At 38.4% G+C, this 22,561-nt stretch carries 23 protein-coding genes; 21 read left to right on the top strand and 2 right to left on the bottom strand.

What is annotated here, in order from left to right:
• The first annotated feature begins 14 nt into the window (after positions 1-14).
• The 16 genes from fabF to IGJ46_RS10750 all read left to right on the top strand — a co-directional run bounded on the left by fabF (position 15) and on the right by IGJ46_RS10750 (position 12,960).
• Entirely contained in the window at positions 15-1,250 is a 1,236-nt protein-coding gene (gene fabF / locus IGJ46_RS10825) for a beta-ketoacyl-ACP synthase II (protein ID WP_002413621.1), read from the top strand.
• 1 nt (position 1,251) lies between these two features.
• Positions 1,252-1,740, top strand: coding sequence for an acetyl-CoA carboxylase biotin carboxyl carrier protein (gene accB / locus IGJ46_RS10820; protein WP_002356285.1), 489 nt, complete (start codon positions 1,252-1,254; stop codon positions 1,738-1,740).
• Positions 1,741-1,743: 3 nt separating this feature from the next.
• Positions 1,744-2,169 carry a 3-hydroxyacyl-ACP dehydratase FabZ gene (fabZ, locus tag IGJ46_RS10815; protein ID WP_002356286.1) on the top strand — a complete coding sequence of 142 codons (426 nt, stop codon included), beginning with the start codon at positions 1,744-1,746 and terminating at the stop codon, positions 2,167-2,169.
• A gap of 7 nt (positions 2,170-2,176) precedes the next feature.
• The gene (locus IGJ46_RS10810) at positions 2,177-3,547 is read left to right on the top strand and encodes an acetyl-CoA carboxylase biotin carboxylase subunit (RefSeq protein WP_002356288.1); all 1,371 of its coding nucleotides are present in this window, start codon (positions 2,177-2,179) and stop codon (positions 3,545-3,547) included.
• 55 nt (positions 3,548-3,602) lie between these two features.
• Positions 3,603-4,469, top strand: a complete 867-nt coding sequence (gene accD, locus IGJ46_RS10805) for an acetyl-CoA carboxylase, carboxyltransferase subunit beta (protein ID WP_002356293.1) — start codon at positions 3,603-3,605, stop codon at positions 4,467-4,469.
• 1 nt (position 4,470) lies between these two features.
• A complete protein-coding gene (locus tag IGJ46_RS10800) occupies positions 4,471-5,259 on the top strand; it encodes an acetyl-CoA carboxylase carboxyl transferase subunit alpha (protein WP_002362363.1) in 789 nt (262 codons plus the stop codon).
• A gap of 221 nt (positions 5,260-5,480) precedes the next feature.
• Complete coding sequence (locus IGJ46_RS10795; RefSeq protein ID WP_002356296.1) at positions 5,481-6,008, top strand: YqeG family HAD IIIA-type phosphatase; 528 nt, start codon at positions 5,481-5,483, stop codon at positions 6,006-6,008.
• Entirely contained in the window at positions 6,005-7,114 is a 1,110-nt protein-coding gene (yqeH, locus tag IGJ46_RS10790; RefSeq protein ID WP_002396504.1) for a ribosome biogenesis GTPase YqeH, read from the top strand. Before IGJ46_RS10795 ends, yqeH begins: the two co-directional genes overlap by 4 nt.
• Positions 7,115-7,137: 23 nt before the next feature.
• Entirely contained in the window at positions 7,138-7,449 is a 312-nt protein-coding gene (gene yhbY / locus IGJ46_RS10785; protein WP_002356298.1) for a ribosome assembly RNA-binding protein YhbY, read from the top strand.
• Between the two features lie 17 nt (positions 7,450-7,466).
• Positions 7,467-8,126 (top strand): nicotinate-nucleotide adenylyltransferase, encoded by a 660-nt coding sequence (locus IGJ46_RS10780; protein ID WP_002365150.1) that lies wholly within the window; start codon positions 7,467-7,469, stop codon positions 8,124-8,126.
• Entirely contained in the window at positions 8,104-8,694 is a 591-nt protein-coding gene (gene yqeK / locus IGJ46_RS10775) for a bis(5'-nucleosyl)-tetraphosphatase (symmetrical) YqeK (protein WP_002356300.1), read from the top strand. The genes IGJ46_RS10780 and yqeK overlap by 23 nt, the downstream gene beginning before the upstream one ends.
• A 46-nt stretch (positions 8,695-8,740) precedes the next feature.
• Entirely contained in the window at positions 8,741-9,079 is a 339-nt protein-coding gene (gene rsfS / locus IGJ46_RS10770) for a ribosome silencing factor (RefSeq protein ID WP_033072556.1), read from the top strand.
• Between the two features lies 1 nt (position 9,080).
• Positions 9,081-9,821: a class I SAM-dependent DNA methyltransferase gene (locus IGJ46_RS10765; RefSeq protein ID WP_002356302.1), complete on the top strand. Its 741-nt coding sequence runs from the start codon at positions 9,081-9,083 to the stop codon at positions 9,819-9,821.
• 80 nt (positions 9,822-9,901) lie between these two features.
• Positions 9,902-11,089, top strand: coding sequence for a nucleotidyltransferase (locus IGJ46_RS10760; RefSeq protein WP_016627258.1), 1,188 nt, complete (start codon positions 9,902-9,904; stop codon positions 11,087-11,089).
• 86 nt (positions 11,090-11,175) lie between these two features.
• Positions 11,176-11,895 carry a YebC/PmpR family DNA-binding transcriptional regulator gene (locus IGJ46_RS10755; RefSeq protein WP_002356305.1) on the top strand — a complete coding sequence of 240 codons (720 nt, stop codon included), beginning with the start codon at positions 11,176-11,178 and terminating at the stop codon, positions 11,893-11,895.
• 234 nt (positions 11,896-12,129) lie between these two features.
• A complete protein-coding gene (locus tag IGJ46_RS10750; RefSeq protein ID WP_218391251.1) occupies positions 12,130-12,960 on the top strand; it encodes a DUF6287 domain-containing protein in 831 nt (276 codons plus the stop codon).
• Positions 12,961-13,238: 278 nt separating this feature from the next.
• On the opposite strand, the gene IGJ46_RS10745 is transcribed toward IGJ46_RS10750, so the two are convergent.
• Together IGJ46_RS10745 and IGJ46_RS10740 are read right to left on the bottom strand one after the other, a co-directional pair.
• Positions 13,239-14,183 (bottom strand): endo-beta-N-acetylglucosaminidase, encoded by a 945-nt coding sequence (locus IGJ46_RS10745; RefSeq protein WP_002382461.1) that lies wholly within the window; start codon positions 14,181-14,183, stop codon positions 13,239-13,241.
• A 157-nt stretch (positions 14,184-14,340) separates the two neighbouring features.
• A complete protein-coding gene (locus IGJ46_RS10740; protein ID WP_002359392.1) occupies positions 14,341-14,922 on the bottom strand; it encodes a YdcF family protein in 582 nt (193 codons plus the stop codon).
• A gap of 121 nt (positions 14,923-15,043) precedes the next feature.
• Here IGJ46_RS10740 and IGJ46_RS10735 point away from each other — a divergent pair, with 121 nt between their 5' ends.
• From IGJ46_RS10735 to IGJ46_RS10715, 5 genes are all read left to right on the top strand, one after another.
• Positions 15,044-15,907 carry an aminoglycoside 6-adenylyltransferase gene (locus tag IGJ46_RS10735; protein WP_002381386.1) on the top strand — a complete coding sequence of 288 codons (864 nt, stop codon included), beginning with the start codon at positions 15,044-15,046 and terminating at the stop codon, positions 15,905-15,907.
• Positions 15,908-16,053: 146 nt separating this feature from the next.
• Positions 16,054-17,499 (top strand): L,D-transpeptidase family protein, encoded by a 1,446-nt coding sequence (locus IGJ46_RS10730; protein WP_218391249.1) that lies wholly within the window; start codon positions 16,054-16,056, stop codon positions 17,497-17,499.
• Positions 17,500-17,663: 164 nt separating this feature from the next.
• Positions 17,664-17,843, top strand: a complete 180-nt coding sequence (locus IGJ46_RS10725) for a 2-hydroxymuconate tautomerase (protein ID WP_002356318.1) — start codon at positions 17,664-17,666, stop codon at positions 17,841-17,843.
• Between the two features lie 396 nt (positions 17,844-18,239).
• Positions 18,240-20,177: a threonine--tRNA ligase gene (gene thrS / locus IGJ46_RS10720; protein ID WP_002359397.1), complete on the top strand. Its 1,938-nt coding sequence runs from the start codon at positions 18,240-18,242 to the stop codon at positions 20,175-20,177.
• 164 nt (positions 20,178-20,341) lie between these two features.
• Positions 20,342-22,480: a penicillin-binding transpeptidase domain-containing protein gene (locus IGJ46_RS10715; RefSeq protein ID WP_033658912.1), complete on the top strand. Its 2,139-nt coding sequence runs from the start codon at positions 20,342-20,344 to the stop codon at positions 22,478-22,480.
• The last annotated feature ends 81 nt before the right edge of the window (positions 22,481-22,561 follow it).

Below are 22,561 nucleotides of genomic sequence, written 5' to 3'. Positions count from 1 at the left end.
AAGGAGTCAAAAGGATGAATCGAGTAGTTATTACCGGTTACGGTGTCACCTCGCCGATTGGCAATGAACCTGAGACTTTTTTAGAAAGTTTGAAAACAGGGAAAAATGGTATCGGACCGATTAGTAAATTTGATGTTAGTGAAACAGGTGTCACCTTAGCAGCTGAAGTGAAAGACTTTCCAATGGAAAAATATTTTGTTAAAAAAGATGGCAAACGCATGGATAAGTTTTCGTTATTTGGCATTTATGCGGCCTTAGAAGCAATGGTTATGAGTGGCTTGGATACCAGTCAACTAGATGTGGATCGGTTTGGCGTCATGGTGGGTTCCGGGATTGGTGGTTTGGAAACAATTCAAAATCAAGTAATTCGGATGCACGACAAAGGACCTGAACGTGTGGCACCGTTATTTATTCCAATGGCGATTGGAAACATGGTGGCGGGAAATATTGCTTTACGTGTTGGTGCCAAAGGAATTTGTACTTCAACAGTGACAGCTTGTGCTAGTGCAACTCATTCAATTGGGGAAGCGTTCCGCAATATCAAACATGGCTACTCTGATGTCATTATTGCTGGTGGAGCAGAAGCGCCTATTACAGAAATTGGTATTTCAGGATTTGCTTCCTTGACCGCTTTAACAAAGGCGACTGATCCAGAAAAAGCCTCAATTCCCTTTGATAAAGAACGTAGTGGATTTGTGATGGGAGAAGGAGCGGGTGTCTTTATTTTAGAATCATTAGATCATGCTCTAGAACGAGGCGCAACTATTTTAGGTGAAGTGGTTGGCTATGGTGCTAATTGCGATGCCTATCATATGACATCACCAACACCAGATGGGAGCGGCGCAGCGAAAGCCATGGTACTAGCAATGGAAGAAGCGGGGATTTCTCCAGAAAAAATTGGCTATATTAACGCCCATGGAACAAGCACACAAGCCAATGACAGTGCAGAATCTAAAGCAATTGAATTGGCTTTAGGTGATGCCGCAAAAACGGCGTATGTAAGTAGTACAAAGAGTATGACGGGACATCTCTTAGGCGCCGCTGGTGGAATTGAAGGAATTGCTACCCTAAATGCTTTACAACATCAATTTATTCCGCCAACCATTAATGTGGAAAATCAAGATGAAGCAATTACGGTGAACGTTGTTTTAAACGAAAGCAAAGAGCATAAATTTGATTATGCTTTAAGTAACTCGCTAGGCTTTGGTGGCCACAATGCAGTTATTTGCTTAAAACGCTGGGAGGATTAACATGCAGTTAGAAGAAGTAAAAGCATTATTAACACAATTTGATCAATCAACTTTAACCGAATTTGATTTACGAGAAGGCTCGTTTGAATTATATATGAATAAAAATACAGTTTCTGGGCGAAGTGCCGTAGAACCAGTGGCGCAACCACAAGAAACACCAGTAGCCGCTAGTGGTGTGTCAGTGCCTGTTGAAACAGTTTCTGTCGTTGAAGAAACGCCAACTAATACACCGACAACCAATGAAAAGACAGAAGAAATTACGTCACCTATTGTAGGAATCGTTTATTTACAACCAGCACCAGATAAAGAGAACTTTGTCAAAGTAGGAGACACTGTTAAAACGGGTGACGTTGTGTGTATCGTTGAAGCGATGAAATTAATGAATGAAATTACGGCGACAGTTGACGGTGTGATTACTGAAATATTAGTCAACAATGAAGATGTGGTTGAATTTGGTCAGCCGCTATTCCGAGTTGCTAAAGGAGAATAAAACATGAAATTAACAATTACAGAAATTCAAGAAATTTTACCACATCGCTATCCCTTTTTATTATTAGATAGTGTTGAAGAAGTCATTCCCGGGGAACGCGTTGTAGCGAAAAAGAATGTAACGGTTAATGAGCAAGTTTTTCAAGGTCATTTTCCTGGGAATCCTGTTTTGCCAGGAGTTTTAATTATTGAATCGTTGGCTCAAGCAGGCGCCGTGGCATTACTTTCAATGCCTGAATTCAAAGGGAAAACGGCATACTTTGGTGGATTAGATAAAGCAAAATTTAGACAAAAGGTAACACCAGGCGACACATTAATTTTAGAGGTTGAACTTTTAAAAGTCCGCGCTTCTGCTGGAATGGGTAAAGGTGTGGCAAAAGTTAATGGAAAAAAAGTTGCCGAGGCTGAATTAACCTTTATGATTGGATAGGTGAAAAATGTTTTCGAAAGTATTAATCGCAAACCGCGGAGAAATCGCTGTTCGTATTATTCGTGCCTGTCGCGAATTAGGCGTTCAAACAGTTGCTGTTTACTCTGAAGCGGATCAAGAAGCGTTACACACACAGTTAGCAGATGAAGCCATTTGTATTGGACCGGCGAAAGCAACTGATTCTTATTTAAATGTTCAAGCTGTTTTAAGTGCAGCAATTGTTACCAATGCTGAAGCGATTCATCCAGGGTTTGGTTTCTTATCTGAAAATAGTCAATTTGCTTCAATGTGCGAAGAATGTAACATTACTTTTATCGGTCCTAAAGCAGAAACGATTGATGCAATGGGCAATAAAATAAACGCACGTCAACTGATGCAAAAAGCCAAGGTACCTGTTATTCCTGGGAGTGATGGCGTCATTGATTCTGTCGAAGAAGCGTTGACGATTGCTGAAGAAATTGGTTACCCAGTGATGTTAAAGGCAGCTGCTGGTGGTGGCGGAAAAGGAATCCGAAAAGTTCTTTCAAAAGAAGAGTTACCGAAACACTTTACTTCAGCGCAGCAAGAAGCCAAAGCCGCATTTGGTAATGATGATATGTATTTAGAAAAAATTATTTATCCAGCACGTCATATCGAAGTGCAAATTCTAGGTGATCAATATGGGCATGTGATTCACTTAGGGGAACGTGATTGCTCACTACAAAGAAATAATCAAAAAGTGTTAGAAGAATCACCATCGATTGCTATTTCTGAAGAAAAGCGTCAGATGTTAGGCGAAACGGCCGTTCGAGCGGCACAAGCTGTGCATTATGAAAATGCCGGAACCATTGAATTTTTGATGGATCCAGCTGGCGACTTTTATTTCATGGAAATGAATACCCGCATCCAAGTCGAACATCCAGTTACGGAAATGGTAACAGGGATTGATTTAGTCAAAGCACAATTAGAAATTGCTTCAGGTGAACCTTTAGGCTATACCCAAGAGGATGTTATCCTGACTGGGCATGCGATTGAGTGCCGAATTAACGCTGAAAATCCTGCCTTTAATTTTGCTCCTTCACCAGGTAAAATTCAAAATCTCTTGTTGCCTAGTGGTGGAATGGGCTTGCGTGTAGACAGCGCTATGTATTCAGGGTATTCAATTCCGCCTTATTATGATTCAATGATTGCAAAAGTCATCGTACATGGTGAAAATCGTTTTGATGCCTTGATGAAAATGCAAAGGGCTTTAAATGAAATTGTAACAGAAGGTATTATTACGAATGCCGAATTCCAATTAGATTTAATTACACATGACAATGTTTTGACAGGTGACTATGACACAAGCTTTTTACAAGAAACATTTCTACCAAATTGGGAGCCAGAAAGCAATCATTAAAGAAAGAACGCCGCAAGAGCTGTGCTCTTGCCGCTAAAATACGAGGAGTAAGCAAATGGCATTATTTAAAAAGAAAAATTACATTCGCATTAATCCAAATCGTGCTGATGCAAATGATGCATCAAAGAAGCCTTCTGTTCCAGATAATATGTGGGCAAAATGCCCTTCTTGTAAGCGAACACTGTATACAAAAGAAATGGGTGCAGAAAAAATCTGTCCGCATTGTGGCTATAGTTTTCGGATTGGTGCATGGGAACGATTAGCGATAACCGTTGATGAAAAAAGTTTCCACAATTGGGACAGTGAATTAGTGACAAAAGATCCACTAAATTTTCCTGGTTATCTTGAAAAAATTGAAAAAATGCAAGAAAAAACTGGGCTAGATGAAGCTGTCTTAACGGGAGAAGCAACAATTGAAGGACAAGCTGTTGCAATTGGAATCATGGACGCTAATTTTATCATGGGCAGTATGGGAACGATTGTTGGTGAAAAAATCACACGCTTGTTTGAGCGGGCGACAGAAAAGCATTTACCAGTAGTGATTTTCACTGCATCTGGTGGTGCCCGTATGCAAGAAGGAATTTTTTCATTGATGCAAATGGCGAAAATTTCGGCCGCTTTGCAACGGCATAACAAAGCAGGCTTGCTGTATCTTACGGTATTGACTGATCCAACGACTGGCGGTGTTACAGCAAGTTTTGCGATGGATGGCGATATTATTTTGGCAGAGCCTCAGAGTTTAATCGGTTTTGCTGGCCGCCGTGTAATTGAACAAACGATTCGTCAAGAGTTGCCAGATGATTTTCAAAAGGCCGAGTTTCTTTTAGAACATGGTTTTGTAGATCAGATTGTGCCAAGAAATCTTTTGCGTCAACGATTGAGCGACTTGTTACGTTTACATTCTTTGGAAGGGTGGCGCTAACATGGAAAAGAAAACAGCCAATGATGTTGTTACCTTGGCAAGAGCCCAAGATCGTTTGACAACTTTAGAATATATAGAAGCAATTTTTGAGGACTTTTTAGAATTTCATGGGGATCGTTACTTTGCCGATGATTTAGCTGTAGTCGGTGGTGTTGCTACTTTGCAAGGGAAACCAGTTACAGTGGTAGGTATCCAAAAAGGCCGAAATCTACCAGAAAATATTGAACGTAATTTTGGTTCACCTAATCCTGAAGGTTATCGCAAAGCGTTACGTTTAATGAAACAAGCGGAAAAATTTAATCGCCCAGTCATTACCTTTGTGAACACTGCTGGTGCCTATTGTGGGATTGGTGCCGAAGAGCGGGGAGAAGGGGAAGCCATTGCGCAAAACCTGTTAGAGATGTCTGATTTGAAAGTGCCAATCATTTCAGTCATCATTGGTGAGGGCGGTAGTGGCGGTGCTTTAGCTTTAGCAGTCGCAGATGAAGTTTGGATGTTGGAACACACGATTTATGCGGTTCTTTCGCCAGAAGGTTTCGCCTCTATTTTGTGGAAAGATGGCAGTCGTGCGAAAGAAGCAGCAGAATTGATGAAAATCACAGCGACAGAGCTGAAGGAATTAGCTATTGTAGATAAAGTAATTCCAGAAGTTATGAACGGTCAGCCTCTGGAACAAGCAAAAATTAATCGCATGTTACAAAAAGCGTTCATTTCAAAATTAACTGAATTAGCTAAATTAGATACGGAAACGTTACTAGAAAAAAGATACCAACGTTTTCGCAAATATTAGAAGTTACTACTCATCAACGAACTTTTCAGGGGTTGATGGGTGGCTTTTTTTATTTTTTCTTTTATTTTACTTGTTCTTTTACAAGGAACGACCGTCCTTTATAGAAATTTTCAGTAAAATGCAGTATAATACAATAGGTAGAGACTGAAGCATAATTGTTTAGTTATGTTTCAGTCTCTTAAAATCGAAGAAACTACATAGTGTCAGTGAGAGGAGTCACGATGTTTTCAAAATATAAACCGACATGGATGATTGATGCGATTTATAAAATTACCCCCGCACAATTAAAAAAACTGGGGATTAAGGCAGTACTAACTGACTTAGATAATACGTTAATTGCTTGGAATAATCCCGATGGAACAGAAGAATTAAAAACTTGGTTATTAGAAATGAAAAATGCAGGAATTACTGTCCTCGTTGTTTCAAACAACAAAGACAGCCGGATTAAACGCGTTGTTGAAAAGTTTGACTTAGATTATGTAGCACGTGCCTTGAAACCAACCGCACGTGGCTTCAAATTAGCAGAAAAAAAATTAGGCTTGAAGCCATCTGAAATGTTAATGGTCGGCGATCAGATTATGACAGATATTCGGGGAGCTAACGCAGCGGGTATACGCAATGTTTTAGTTCAACCGATTGTCGATACAGATGGCTGGAATACTAGAATCAATCGGTTCTTTGAACGGAAAATTATGAAATACTTATCAAAAAAACATCCAGAAATGACATGGAGAGGCGGATTAGAATGACAGAGGCAATTCATTGTATTGGCTGTGGTGCGATTATCCAAACGGAAAATCCTCATGAATTAGGCTATACACCAAAAACAGCTTTCGAAAAAGGAATGGAAACAGGGGAAGTTTATTGCCAACGTTGTTTTCGCTTAAGACATTATAATGACATTCAAGATGTCCAATTAACAGATGATGACTTTTTACGTTTATTGAATGGTTTAGGAACAGAAGATGCACTGATTGTGAACGTAGTGGATATTTTTGACTTTAATGGCTCTCTTATTCCAGGACTACATCGTTTTATCGGAGATAATCCTGTGTTGTTAGTTGGCAATAAAGTGGATATTTTGCCTAAATCATTAAAAAAACCTAAAATGGTTCAATGGATGAGAGAACGGGCCCATGAAGCAGGATTACGCCCTGTTGATGTTTTACTAACAAGTGGCAAGAAACCAGAAGAAATGCAAGAGTTATTAGATACGATCGAAAAATATCGTGAAGGCCGAGACGTTTATGTCGTAGGTGTGACCAATGTTGGAAAATCAACATTAATCAATCAAATCATTCAACAAACAGTGGGTGTTCAAGATGTGATTACGACATCACAATTTCCTGGAACAACGCTAGATAAAATTGAAATTCCATTAGACGATGGCCACTTCTTAATCGATACGCCCGGAATTATTCACCGTCATCAAATGGCACATTACCTAGGTAAAAAAGACTTGAAAATTATTGCACCGCAAAAAGAAATCAAACCGAAAGTTTACCAATTAAATGCTGAACAAACCTTGTTTTTAGGTGGCTTGGCTCGCTTTGATTATGTCCAAGGTGCTAAAAGTTCCTTCATTGCCTACGTTTCCAATGACTTAAATTTACACCGAACAAAAACAGCAACCGCCGATGCTTTTTATGAAAAACATGTTGGTGGCTTATTGCAGCCCCCACGTGCCGATGAAGTCGCTGAGTTTCCTGAATTAGTGCGCTTTGAATTTTCCGTGAAAGAAAAAACGGATATTGTGTTTGCTGGTCTAGGTTGGATTACTGTCACAGAACCTGGTGTAGTCGCTGGTTGGGCGCCTAAAGGTGTCGATGTTTTACGTAGAAAAGCATTAATTTAAATTTTAGAGAGAAGGCAAACAATTTGAAACTTAGAGGAAAACAAAAACGTTATTTACGTAGTCAGGCACACCATTTACAACCTATTTTTCAAGTAGGCAAAGGTGGTTTGAATGACGCAATGATTACACAAATTGATGAAGCGTTGGAAAAACGTGAATTGATTAAAATCACGTTATTACAAAATACAGATGAAGTAGCAGAAGAGGTTGCAGAAGAACTAACAGCAGCCATTCATTGCGATGTGGTACAAATTATTGGTCGCGTGTTGGTCTTATTCAAGCCATCAAGTAAAGAAAAATATCAAAAAATTTCAGCAGCAGTCAAAGAGATTTAATATTGGAGGGATGAACAATGGGAGAAAAAAGACAAGCGCGTCAAGGAGCGGACGTTCTCTTGCAAGAGGAACCGTTACGTTTTCAAACAAGAAAGCAAGTCGGCTTGTTAGGTGGTAATTTTAATCCCGTTCATTTAGCACATCTTGTCATGGCCGATCAAGTTCAAAATCAACTAGGTTTGGACAAAGTTTACTTAATGCCTACGTACTTACCACCACATGTAGACGAAAAGAAAACAATTAGCAGTGAACATCGGTTAGCGATGTTAGAACTAGCGGTGGCTGATAATCCCTGCTTAGATATTGAGCCAATTGAATTAATTCGCAAAGGCAAAAGTTACACGTATGATACGATGAAAGCTTTAAAAGAAGCCAATCCAGATACTGATTATTATTTTATAATTGGTGGAGATATGGTGGAATACTTGCCCAAATGGCATCGGATTGATGACTTACTCCATTTAGTTCAATTTGTCGGCATTCGGCGTCCTAATTATCCAACGGAATCTACCTATCCAATTATTTGGGTCGATGTTCCGCAGATGGCGATTAGTTCCACTTTGATTAGACAAAAAGTCAAAAGTGGTTGCTCAACACGCTATCTTCTTCCAGAGAATGTGATAAACTATATTCAAGAGAAGGGACTGTATCAAGATGAGCTGGATAACAAATTATGATGCTGCACAACGTGAATTATTAATGCAAAAAGTTCAAATGCAAATGAGTGAACGTCGTTTTCGCCATGTGTTAGGAGTCGAGGAAACAGCTGTGGCCTTGGCAGCGAAATATGGTGCCGATGAAGCGAAAGCCAGTATTGCTGCTTTGACGCATGATTACGCCAAAGAACGTCCAAACGATGAATTCGAGTTGATTATTCGCCGAGATGGTTTTGATTTGGCTTTATTAAACTATGGCAATGAAATTTGGCATGGCTTAGTTGGGGCGGATATTGTTCAACGGGAATTAGCCATTGATGACGAAGAAATCTTGCAGGCAATTCGTGTGCATACAACTGGGGCTGCTAAGATGAGCTTGCTAGATAAAATTATTTATGTCGCAGATTACATTGAACCAGGACGTGATTTTCCAGGTGTGAAAGAAGCCCGTGAAATTGCCCTTGTTGACTTAGATGCAGCGGTTGCTTATGAAACGAAACATACCTTGTTACATTTGATTGAACAAGAACATAAAATTTATCCAAAAACGTTAGAGACCTACAATCAATGGGTCGTTAATCAAAAATAAAAGAAGAAAGAATTACTAGGAGGGAACTATCATAGATAGCCAGAAAATTTTAGAAATTGCTGTCAAAGCAGCAGATTCAAAACGAGCAGAAGAAATTGTCGCATTAGACGTAAGAGAGATTTCATTATTAGCAGATTATTTTTTAATTTGCCAAGCCAATAGTGAACGTCAAATCAATGCGATTGTTGATGAAATTAACGAACAAGAAGCCAAAAATCAGGTAGAAGTCAAGCGTGTGGAAGGTAAAGAAGGCGGAAAATGGATTTTAATCGATTTAGGCGATGTTATTGTCCATGTATTCCAATCTTCAGAACGTGCCTTTTACAACTTAGAAAAATTATGGTCAGATGCCCCAATGGTTGATCTAAGCGCTTGGGTCGACTAAAATGGCCTATGAAACGTTTGCTTTCGTCTATGACGAAGTGATGGACGAAAGCCTATACCAAAAATGGTTGGATTTTTCCAATCGTCATCTCCCACAAGGAACCCAACAAATTCTTGAAATGGCTTGTGGTACAGGCGCTTTAGCAGTTGATTTCGCGAAAAGTGGTTACGATGTGACGGCCTTAGACTTATCAGAAGAAATGTTGATGATTGCTAGTGAACGGGCCTTTGAAGAAGAAGTGCCGGTTCAATTTGTTCAGGGAAATATGCTAGATTTATCTGAAGTGGGACAATACCAAGCCATCACTTGTTTTTCTGATTCACTGTGCTATATGGCTAATCGCCAAGAAGTACAACAAGTGTTCGATGAAGTTTATCAAGCGTTAGAAGAGGAAGGAACGTTCATTTTTGATGTTCATTCTACTTACAAAATTGATTCAGTTTTTCCAGAATATAGCTATCATTATCAAACAGAAGAATTTGCTTTTCTATGGGATAGTTACGCTGGTGAAAAAGAACACAGCATCGAACATTTCTTAACATTTTTTGTGAAAGAACAGGAAACAGATGAGCACTTTGTTCGGTATGATGAATTGCATCAAGAACGAACCTATTCGTTAGATAACTATTTACGAATGTTAGAAAGTGCTGGTTTCATGAATGTCAAAGTTTATGCAGACTTTACAGATGAAGCACCAACTGAAACAAGTGAACGCTGGTTCTTTGTTTGTCAAAGAGATTAATAAGATTTGGCTTATGAGCTTGGGACAGCGCTTAAAAACGTTTGTCTCTTTGCTGATAAGTCCATTTTTTTATAACGGAGGTGGCTAGAGTGAAAGCCTGTGGCATTATCGTGGAATATAATCCCTTTCATAATGGACATCGCTATCATGCCCAACAAGCTCGCCAACAAAGCGGAGCTGAAGTAGTGATTGCTATAATGAGTGGAAATTTTTTACAAAGAGGAGAACCAGCCTTACTAGATAAGTGGGCCAGAGCAGAAGAAGCTTTGCAAAATGGTGTGGATTTAGTCATTGAATTGCCGACAGCTTGGTCGGTACAGTCTGCGGATTACTTTGCCAAAGGCGGTATAAAGTTATTGCAGGCGTTGCAATGTGAGAGCTTATGTTTTGGAACAGATATTACAAGCGCAATTGATTATGCGGCTTTCGGCCAGTTTGTCCAAGAAAATCAATCCTTAATTGATCAAACGTTCCACGCATTGACAGACAAACAATTGAGTTATCCACAAAAAATGACTGCTGTTTTTCGTCAAGTATATCCTGAAAGCAGGTTCGATTTTTCTTCGCCTAATCATATTTTGGGGATGAGTTATGCAAAAGAGAATGCCACGTATCCAACCCCGATGACGCTCTACCCAATTGCTAGAAAACAAGCGGGCTTTCATGATGCAACGATTTCCGGGAAAGTTGCTAGCGCCACGGCGATTAGGCAAAGTGTTTTTCAACAAGAAATAACGCAAGTGCTGCCAACGGTGCCTTCTATAACCGCACAACATTTACAAACACAGGCAATGATTTCATGGGAAAACTACTGGCCCTTCCTAAAGTATAAAATTGTTCAATCCTCGTTAGAAGAATTACAAGCCATTTACCAAATGACGGAAGGACTTGAATATCGACTAAAAGATCAAATCCAAGCAGCAGGTTCTTTTCACGAATTAATGGAACGTATGAAGACGAAGCGTTATACTTGGACAAGATTGCAACGATTAGCAACCTATATATTGTTAAATATGACCAAAGAAGAAGTTGAAACTGTTTGGCAAAACAGTTATCTCCATGTGCTAGGATTTACGCCAAAGGGACAAGCTTATCTAAAAGAAACCAAAGCACAGATTCAATTGCCGGTAATTTCCAAAGTATCTAAAGAAAACCGCGCAATGCTTTCGTTAGATATTCGCGCCAATCAACTATACCAGATGGGAGATTCTTCTTTAAAAGAACAAAATTTTGGTCGGTTTCCCTTACGATTTTCGCCAGATACCTAAAAAATACTTAACAAAAATCAGTTTCCCCAGTATAATAAACAAGGGATAAGATACTAACAACAAATCAGAGAAAGCGAAGTGAGAATATGGGCCGTAAATGGGCAAATATTAAAGAGAAAAAAGCTGCCAAAGACGCAAACAATAGCCGTGTTTATGCAAAATTCGGGATTGAAATTTACGTAGCAGCGAAGTCAGGAGACCCTGATCCTCATGCAAACCAAAAATTACGGTTTGTAATCGAACGCGCCAAAACATATAATGTACCAAAACATATTATTGATCGCGCTATTGAAAAAGCAAAAGGTTCAGCAGATGAACAATATTCTGAATTACGCTATGAAGGATTTGGGCCAAATGGTTCAATGGTCATTGTTGATGCTTTAACAAACAACGTGAACCGAACAGCAGCAGATGTGCGGGCCGCATTTGGTAAAAACGGCGGAAACATGGGTGTCAGCGGTGCTGTTTCCTACATGTTTGATAATACAGGTATCATTGGCTTTGCTGGTGACGATGCGGATGAAATTTTAGAATACTTAATGGAAAAAGACATTGATGTTCGCGATGTTGTTGAAGAAGACGGTCAAATTATCGTTTACACAGAACCAGAAGATTTCCACCATGCACAAGAAGCGTTAAAAGAAAAAGGCATTGAAGAATTCACGGTTACTGAGTTAGAAATGGTTCCACAAAACGAAGTAACATTAGAAGGCGACGATTTAGCGAACTTTGAAAAAATGTTAGACGTTTTAGAAGATTTAGAAGATGTTCAGAAAGTCCATCATAATGTAGATTTACCTGAATAATCCATTTGTTCGTTTGTTTTAAGATTTAGAAAGTGAGCCATCGGTCATTTTGACTGATGGCTCACTTTTTTTCATATAATATATAGAAAAAAGAAAGTTGATTGATAAGTCCATGTGACACAAAGCATTCAATGACAGGTTCAACTTTTGTCTGTTCCATAAATATTTGTCTAAACAGTTGAATTAATAGTACAATAGTCTAGTAAGATAGATCATTGAACGGGGTGAATAGGCGTGAAAAAGGGAATGTTCGCGTTTTTTGTCGGGCTAGCGGTTTTATCATTAACTGCTTGTCGGGAACCAAAAGAAAAGAAAGTAACCGCTTCAACGGAGGCATCCTCTAAAGTTGAAGAGACGAATGAAAAAATGAGTGAAACAATTGATAAGACAAACGAACAAGCGAGCCACAGTGTCGAGTCTAACGAATCAGTGAAAAATGAAGAGTCCACAGCTGATGAAGACAACAGTCAGCTAACTGTAGCTGATTTAGATACTACAGCGATTAATGCTGGCGATTTTACTACTTTAGTTGGAACATGGAAAAATGGTAAAGGAGAGAGTTTGATCATTCATCCTGATGGTAGTACAAATACCGGAGGAATGATTACGAAGGATTCACCTACTGATGAGTCGCGACCAATTACAAGCTTAAGTATTAGGTGGGGGCCTACTGGTGCTGCGCTATTATTATATAGAATTGGTGTTGAAAATCCTAACGGCGACCAATCGGATAAGACGAAACCGCGATTGTTAATTACTCAAGATAGTGGAAATTATCCTGCGGAAGAGTATTACTATCGTTTTTCTGAAGAGGAAAATCAAGACCAAAATGAAGAGGCAAAAATCATCGATACACAAGAAAAAGCAGAGACATATATTAGAAAGACACTGACTGATGCAGAAAATAATGATACGAACCTTGGATTTTTGGGTATGAATGGAAATGACTTCTTTTTTAGAGCCCAATCGAAACAGATGGTTGCAAATGGAGGGACAGGGACTGTCGGTTTTTACAGAGTATCACCACAAGGAGCAGTCAGAATAACGGATGCACGAGGCAACTAAAGATAGTCTAGTGGCAATCTATTTAATTCCTATAAAAGTAGCAAAATAAGAATGAAATGATCACAAAATCTTCACATTTAGTTTGTAAGATATAAGCATATCAACAAACAACCTTAACAACACAAAACACTTTTTCATTTTTAACTCCTTTCCCGTCCTTACCCAAAGGGCGGGTCTTTTTTTGTGTAAAACTATTCGCTCAAGATACCAAAAAGCCAGCTTGTAGTAAGCTGGCTTTTAAATCTTTACATGTTGGCGCTTGTAGACACGAGATAATATTAAGGTGTTGGAACAGTTGGTGAATAGTTCGTTTTTCGACCATAAAGTTCTTGTGTCGCCGCCGAGATATACGCAGATGAATCTTTTCCTGGGAGGTTATACATTAGATAAATACCATATTGCTCCGCTTTTGTACGTTTAGCATATTGTGCAGCTAGATTTTGATTGACACCAACTTCAACGGCAGAAGCACCTAAACGAGAAGCAGGCATACCTGCAATTTGTGGTGGATTCCAGGTACTATAATAAGGGTTCCAAGCATAATCAATTAAAGAACTCATTTGAGGATTAGCTGAAGAGTTCGCAGCCGCTGGTCCAATATTATAAAAAGTAATTAATTTATCATTGCCTAAGCGATTTCTTAAGGCTTGAAGTAACCAAATGAACGAAGAATTATTTGGTTGAGGCGTCCCATTTTTTCCGTATTCAGCATACTCATCATCAAAATCAATACCATCTAAATGATACGTATTAACGACTTGTTCTAATTGAGCTGCAAAGGCATCCGCACTTTCGTAAGTTGGGAAATTAGCAAAGCCAGCACCTTCATGGTTGCCTAAAATAGACAATAGGACTTTAGTGCCGCGTGCTTGAACTGGACGAATTTGTGTTTCAGCTTCGTTTAAAGTTTGTTGGACCCGTTCATTTAGATATAAGTAAGGTTTTTTATTGACCGTATCATAATTAATATTGGCTGCAAAAATAATCCCCATATCAAAAGCAGGTTGATTGGTTCCAGCTAAAGTATATTTTCCCACATTGTTAAAATCGTGGTTGTTTACTTCTACATACATGACTGTTTTAGGTGTAACAGTTGATGCTGCTTGTACTTCAAATGCAGGTAGTGCAAACAATAACCCACCGACTAAAAGGATCAAACTTAAAAAAGTTGAAATAATCCCTGTTTTCTTGTTAAAAAAATGAGTGCTCAATTGATGCCCCATAACTTTCTCCTCCTATAAAATAAATATTGTTTGTAAGCGCTAACAAAGATATGTTATCATTTTTATAATTTAAACACAAGAAGAAGAGAACAAAAGTGAGCAAATCCACAGAATATAAAAGCGTCCTTCGCAAAATGGTCTTGCGAAGGACGCTCTTTTACCAATCAAAGAGTAAGGCATAGCCTAAAGAAAGCAGCTCTCGACCAAAATTTTTGATATCTTTTGGAAAAGAAGAAGCCGCAGTGATGCCTGAAACATTTGAGATGCCTGCTCGCTTGGCTAAAAGTTGCGAGCGGTACATGTGAAAGTCACTAGTAACAATCACTAGCCGTTTAAAAGAAAGGAGTTTTTGTGAATTGACAATATTTTCTTTGGTGCGTGTGGCACGATTTTCTAAGAGAATCTGTTTTTCTGGAACACCTTTATTTAGCAAGTATTGTTTCATAACCGCGGCTTCCGTAGCCGGCTCATCTGCTCCTTGCCCTCCGCTAACAATAACGGGTGTCTCGGGGTGTTGTTTAATATAGGGGATAGCCACATCTAACCGAGCTTGCAAAACACGGCTGGGCAGTGCGGTTTCTTTAGACGTCCCTAAAACACGGGCCCCTAAAATTAAAATAGCATCTGGTTTATCGGTGGGTTGCGTATTTTTGCCAGTAAAAATAAGTAGACCTAAAATCAAAAGAATACAAAAGCCAAAACTGACAATGGATAAACTTGTTATTTTTAACCAATGCATGAAACATCCCTCCTTGTAATGTTAGTGTATACGAAGTACCATAGAAAAAGCGATAGAAAACAAAAGACTTATAAAAAAATCTATGTTTTAATAGAAACTTTTGAAGAGAGGGAGCGAGTGAATGCGTACAGAAGAAGAAATGTTTCAACTTATTATGGATGTAGCAAAACAAGAAGAACACATTCGAGCTGTGGGAATGGTGGGTTCTCGCACGAATGTGAAAGCGCCAAAAGATAGTTTTCAAGATTTCGACATTGTTTATATTGTAGAACCATGTGCTGAGTTTTTTGAAACAGCAACGTGGATAGCAAAATTTGGTCAACCATTAATTATGCAACGTCCCAAGGAAATGACCTTATTTCCCACAGAACCGAAGACGCGGGAAACATTTTTAATGTTATTTGAAGATGGCCAACGTATCGATTTAACGTTGTGTCCTCTCGCAGAAAAAGACAATTGGCATGAAGGCGATTCTTTAGCAATTATCTTGTTAGACAAAGATGAAAATTTGCCGCCTTTACCTGTAGCATCTGATAAAAATTATACAGTAACAGTTCCGGATCAGCAGCAATTTAACGATTGTTGCAATGAATTTTGGTGGGTTAGTACGTATGTAGTTAAGGGGCTTTGTCGGAATGAACTATTTTACGCTGTCACACATCTCTATGAATATTGTCAGCAGGAACTGTTGCGCTTGCTTTCTTGGCAAGCGGCTTGGCAGGAACCGGAGCCAATTTCTGTTGGGAAACAATTTAAGTATCTGAAAAATTATGTCACTCCTGACACGATGGATCAATTAGCATCGTTGCTGGATTTTTCTAGTAAAGAAGCTTGTTGGAACAGCTTAATAAAGACACAAGCCTTTTTTGACGTCGTCGCTCAGGATTTTGCTAAAATGGCCCAGTTTACGTATCATTTACAAGAAGCAAAAAAAGTCACAGAGTATACAAATTCTTTAAGATTAAAGGATTTACAAGGAAAATAAGCTGAAAACAACATAAAAATAGTGTATAATTGAAAAAATTAATCTGCGAGAGAAAGGGAACCTTTTTTGATTGTAGATCACCGCAGTTGTTTGTTGCCTAGTCTCTAAGAAATAAACCTAAAATTATTGATATAAAGGATGAACAAATGAAAAAAGAAGAAATGCAAATGCGTAATACACGTCGTCAAAAATCAGGAAAAAATAATAAAAAGAAAGTAATTATTACTTCTTTGGTTGGACTAGCTCTGGTTGCTGGGGGCAGTTATGTTTATTTTCAAAGTCACTTTTTACCAACCACAAAAGTAAATGGAGTTTCTGTAGGCTGGTTAAATGTAAATGCTGCAGAAGAAAAATTAGCGCAAGTTAATCAAACCGAAGAAGTTGTGGTTCAAACGGGGACAAAAGAAGAAAAAATTCAACTTCCTAAAAAATACCAATTGGATCAAAAATTTTTAAAAGACCATTTACACAGTAGCAAGGTGAAGCTACCGTTAAACGAGGCATTCAAAAAAGAACTAGAAGCCAAATTAGCAACTTTGAGTTTTCCAGAGGGGAAACCAAGCAAAAATGCGAGTATCCGTCGAGGCAATGGCACTTTTGAAATTGTTCCCGAAGAACAAGGCACAGTAGTGGACACACAGCGCTTAAACCAGCAGATTATTGCGGATGTTGAAGCGGGAAAAGGCAACTATCAATATAATGCCAAAGATTTTTATAAAGCCCCTGAAATTACAAAAGAGGATCAAACGTTAAAGGCAACATTGACAACGCTCAATAACAAGTTAAATAAAACAATTACAGTTGATATTAATGGTGAAAAAGTAGCCTTTGATAAAACACAAATTCAAAACGTGCTGAATGATGATGGCACAATCAACAAAGAAAAACTAACTACTTGGGTGACACAATTAGAAACAACATATGGTTCTGCTAATCAACCAGTTTTATTTACAGATGTTCACGGCACGACACGTCGTTTTAAAAACAACGGAAGTTATGGCTGGTCGATTGATGGGGCCAAAACGCAAGAACTACTAGTAAACGCGCTGAATAGCCAAGAACAAAGGAATGCAATCACTGCTCCGTTGGTTGGCGATACCAAAGAAAATAGTAAAATTGCCAATAATTACATTGAAATTGATTTAAAAGATCAAAAAATGTATTGTTTCATTGATGGCAAAAAAATAGTCACCACAGATGTCATTACTGGCAGATATAACAAAGGAACCGCAACAGTACCAGGATTCCATACAATTTTATATCGGACAACCGATGTGAATTTAGAAGGTCAAATGCTTGATGGTTCTCGATACAGTGTGCCAGTAAAATATTGGATGCCGTTATTAAGTCAAGGGGGCGTTGTCACACAAATCGGGATTCATGACTCCGACCATAAATTGGATAAGTATGGCGATAAAGAAGCCTTTAAAACCGATGCTGGTAGTAATGGCTGTATCAATACGCCAGGAACAGAAGTTTCAAAAATCTTTGATGTATCCTATGACGGAATGCCGGTAATTATTTATGGACATATCTATGATGATGCACCAGGTGAATTTGATAAACCTGTAGATTACGGCGAAGAAGTATAAAAAGAGATATTAGGCAAGACCGTACTTTGGTCCAGCTGTGTATCTGAAAAGTAAAAATTGGAGACGTCAGCGTAACGACTGACGTCCCCAATTTTTTATTGACAAGCGTCATAACCCGCTCTATGATACAAACAGAACAAGCAATTTAAATTGGGGGAACGAAGATGCCATTTGTACATGTAGAATTAATTGAAGGCCGCACAGAAGAACAGTTAACTAATATGGTCAAAGATATTACAGAAGCTGTGTCAAAAAACGCTGGTGCACCAAAAGAGAATATCCATGTGATTGTCAATGAATTGAAAAAAGACCGCTATGCACAAGGCGGCGAATGGAAAAAATAAGTTTTCAGAGAATTTCTGTTGAATCACTTGCTTTTTCTGAAAATAAGTGGTTAAATAAGTGCATAAATGATTGATGAGAAAGACAACTGAACTTGCCCGCGATCTATTAGAGAGGAAAATCTTGGCTGAAAATTTTCCAGATTGGCACAAGGGATGACCACTTTCGAAACCTTTGTTGAAACAAAGGCGGTCGCACCGTTAACACGCTAGAGGAACACAGATTATTTGTGTTCAAAATTAGGTGGAACCACGATATTTTCGTCCTAGTATTCGTTAGAATACTAGGACTTTTTGTTTTTTAACAAGGGGAACAGGTGGCTGTTTCGTTTCATTGTGAAAAACAGGAACACAATGAAACGCTTCAAATCAAAAAAATTAAAAGGAGAGAATTTTATTATGTCTATTCACATTACTTTTCCAGATGGCGCTGTTAAACCGTTTGATTCTGGGGTTACAACATTTGATGTTGCTAAAAGTATTAGCAACAGTTTAGCCAAAAAAGCTTTAGCTGGTAAATTCAATGGTGTTTTAATCGATTTAGATCGTCCTATCGTAGAAGATGGTTCGCTTGAAATCGTGACACCTGATCATGAAGATGCTTTAGGAATTTTACGTCATTCATCAGCTCATTTAATGGCTAATGCCTTACGTCGTCTTTTCCCTAACATTAAATTTGGCGTAGGTCCTGCGATTGATTCTGGGTTCTATTATGATACAGATAATGGAGAATCCCCTGTGACAGCGGAAGATTTACCTGCAATTGAAGCCGAAATGATGAAAATTGTGAAGGAAAATAACCCAATCGTTCGTAAAGAAATCTCACGTGCAGAAGCGTTAGAATTATTTGCTGATGATCCTTACAAAGTTGAATTAATTACAGATTTACCAGAAGATGAAATCATCACTGTCTATGATCAAGGCGATTTTGTTGATTTATGTCGTGGTGTTCACGTCCCTTCAACAGGACGGATTCAAGTCTTTAAACTACTTTCAGTAGCTGGTGCTTATTGGCGCGGAAACTCTGACAATCATATGATGCAACGGATTTACGGCACTGCCTTTTTCGATAAAAAAGATTTAAAAGAATTTATCAAAATGCGCGAGGAAGCCAAAGAACGTGACCACCGTAAATTAGGAAAAGAATTAGATTTATTTATGGTTTCACAAGAAGTTGGTTCAGGGTTACCTTTCTGGTTACCAAAAGGCGCAACCATTCGTCGTACAATTGAACGTTATATTGTGGACAAAGAAATTAGCTTAGGTTACCAACATGTGTATACACCAATTATGGCAGATGTGGAATTATACAAAACATCTGGTCACTGGGATCATTACCATGAAGATATGTTCCCACCAATGGATATGGGCGATGGCGAAATGCTAGTATTACGTCCAATGAACTGTCCACACCATATGATGGTTTATAAAAATGACATTCATAGTTACCGCGAATTGCCAATTCGAATCGCTGAATTAGGGATGATGCACCGCTATGAAAAATCTGGCGCATTATCAGGGTTACAACGTGTTCGTGAAATGACTTTAAACGATGGCCATACTTTTGTTCGTCCTGACCAAATTAAAGACGAATTTAAACGTACTTTGGAGTTAATGGTGGCAGTCTATGCTGACTTTAACATTACGGATTATCGTTTCCGCTTAAGCTATCGTGATCCAAATAATACAGACAAATATTTTGATGATGATGCGATGTGGGAAAAAGCGCAAGCGATGTTAAAAGCTGCCATGGATGAATTAGAATTAGATTACTTTGAAGCAGAAGGCGAAGCTGCCTTTTACGGTCCGAAGTTAGATGTTCAAGTAAAAACAGCTTTAGGAATGGAAGAAACATTATCAACCATCCAATTAGACTTCTTATTACCAGAACGTTTTGACTTAACTTATGTTGGCGAAGATGGTGAAAATACACATCGCCCAGTTGTTATCCACCGTGGTATTGTCTCAACAATGGAACGATTTGTGGCTTACTTAACAGAAGTTTACAAAGGTGCTTTCCCTACTTGGTTAGCACCAATTCAAGCAACTATTATCCCAGTTTCTGTAGAAGCGCATTCTGAGTATGCTTATGAAATCAAAGAACGTTTACAAGCACAAGGCTTACGTGTTGAAGTCGATGATCGTAACGAAAAAATGGGCTACAAAATTCGGGCCTCTCAAACACAAAAAGTACCTTATCAATTAGTGGTCGGGGACAAAGAAATGGAAGACGCAACGGTGAACGTCCGTCGTTATGGAAGCAAAGAAACGTCTGTCGAAGATTTATCAATTTTCATTGACAGCATGGCTGCTGAAGTTCACAATTACAGCCGTTAAAAAAAGAGAAAAAGTCAAAAGGACTTCTGAATTCAGAAGTCCTTTTGACTTTTTTCAACAACAAAATAATTAAATATTTCCTTAGAGCTAGGAATAATCCTGATTTTTTGACTAATTTTTGTTACAATGAGAATGCGAAACTTTTTAGTGAAGGGACTAGAGGTATGAAGAAAAACTCATTTATAGATAAAATAAAAAAAACAGATGCCGCAGCAAAGAGTCAACGAGGTAGAAAGCCACATATTCCTTTTCGATTGAACTTATTATTTTTTGTGATATTCACTTTATTTGTTTCATTAATTGTCCGTTTAGGGTATTTACAGATTGTAGAAGGAGAAGAGTTTAACAAAAAAATCACTGCCAATTCTTCACTACAAATCACGACACCATCCCCTCGAGGACAAATTTATGATTCACAAGGAAAAGTCTTGGTTTCTAACAAAGCCAATTTAGCAATCACTTACACACGAGGAAAAAATATTGAAGGAAAAGATATTTTACCGATTGCGAATAAAGTTAACGAACTTATTAACGTTCCAGTTGATCCAAACTTAACGGATCGTGATAAAAAAGATTATTGGTTAGCGAATCCTGAAAATTTAAAAGCAGCCCAAGGCCGTTTAACCGATCAAGATAAAGAAGATGAAAAAGGCAACAAAATTACGGACGAAGGCACATTATATGCCAAAGCAGTTGAAAAAGTCACCCCTGAAGAAATTGCATTTGATGACCGAACCTTACAAGCAGTGACGATTTTTAAACGAATGAATGCAGCGTCACAAATGAACACGGTCTTCATCAAGAATGAAGGGGTAACAGAAGGTGAAATTGCGACAATTGGTGAACACACAGCGGAAATATCTGGTGTTTCAACAGGGACTGATTGGACGCGTGATTATTCTCAAAGTGGCGCATTACGTAGCCTGTTGGGCACCGTTTCAACTGAAAAACAAGGATTGCCAGCCGAAGAAGTCGATGAATATTTGAAAAAAGGCTATGCACGAAATGACCGTGTCGGGACTAGCTATTTAGAAAAACAATATGAAGACGTACTACAAGGTAAAAAAGCAAAATCAGAAGTCGTTTTAGACAATAACGGAAAGATTGTTTCACAAACCCCAATTTCCAAAGGGGAAAAAGGCTCCAACTTAAAATTAACGATTGATTCAAATTTCCAAAACAAAGTTGATGAAATTTTACAACGAAACTATTCACAAATAGTCAAAACCATTGGACCATACTCAGAAAATGCATATGTCGTTGCTATGAACCCTCAAACAGGTGCTATTTTAGCGATGTCCGGAGTTAGTCATGATTTACAGACAGGAGAAGTCACACCTAATCCTTTAGGGCCTATTTTAAACTTTGAGGTACCTGGATCTGTTGTGAAAGCAGGTACTTTAACAGCTGGTTATGAGGCGAAAGTATTACAAGGAAATGATACTCTATTAGATGAACCAATTATTTTAGCTGGTACAAATCCAAAAGCTTCTTGGTGGAATAGTGGTGGTCGTAATGCACAAATGCAATTAACTGCTGAGCAAGCATTAGAGTACTCTTCTAATGCTTACATGATGAAAGTTGTGTTTAAACTAATGGGTGTAAATTACTATCCTAATATGGTCTTTCCGTATGAAATTGGCGATGATAAAGTTTTCAAAGAGCTAAGAAATGCTTATGCTGAATATGGAATGGGGATTAAGACAGGCATCGATTTACCTGGTGAAAGTCCTGGATATGTAAATAAAGATTTCAAAGATCCTGCTGAAGCGCCTAAAGGCGGAAATCTATTAGATTTATCATTTGGACAATATGATAACTACACACCGTTACAATTAGCACAGTACGTTTCCACTGTCGCAAATAATGGCATCCGCGTGCAACCCCATGTAGTAGAAGGAATCTATGGCAATGATGAAAATGGAGCTTTAGGAAAAATTTTAAAAGAAATCGAACCGAAAGTTTTGAATAAAGTGAATATTTCTGAAGACCAGATAGGAATTCTTCAACAAGGTTTCTATAATGTGGTAAATGGAACTAGTCAATTTACTACGGCACCGGGTTTAAAATCAGACAAGTTTTCGATTGCTGCTAAAACAGGGACCGCCGAAACGCAAGCAACGGATGCTAACGGAGTTGTTCATACAACGGTTAATAGTAACTTGGTGGCTTATGCGCCGTACGAAAACCCTGAAATTGCAATTAGCGTTGTTTTACCACACTTAAATGATGAAGAATCCAAACCAAACCAAACGATTGCCAAAGAAGTTTTAGAAGCGTATATGGAAATGTACAAAAAATAAAATTTGTAAAGTAGAACTACTTTACAAATTTGCCCAAAAGGGTAGTCAAATGACAAAAAAAATGGTATGATATTCAAGTCT

It is taken from the genome of Enterococcus sp. AZ120, from assembly GCF_050546165.1.
Taxonomy (GTDB): Bacteria; Bacillota; Bacilli; order Lactobacillales; family Enterococcaceae; genus Enterococcus; species Enterococcus faecalis.
Note: the sequence above shows the minus strand (reverse complement) of the source record. Positions and strands in the feature narration are given on the sequence as shown.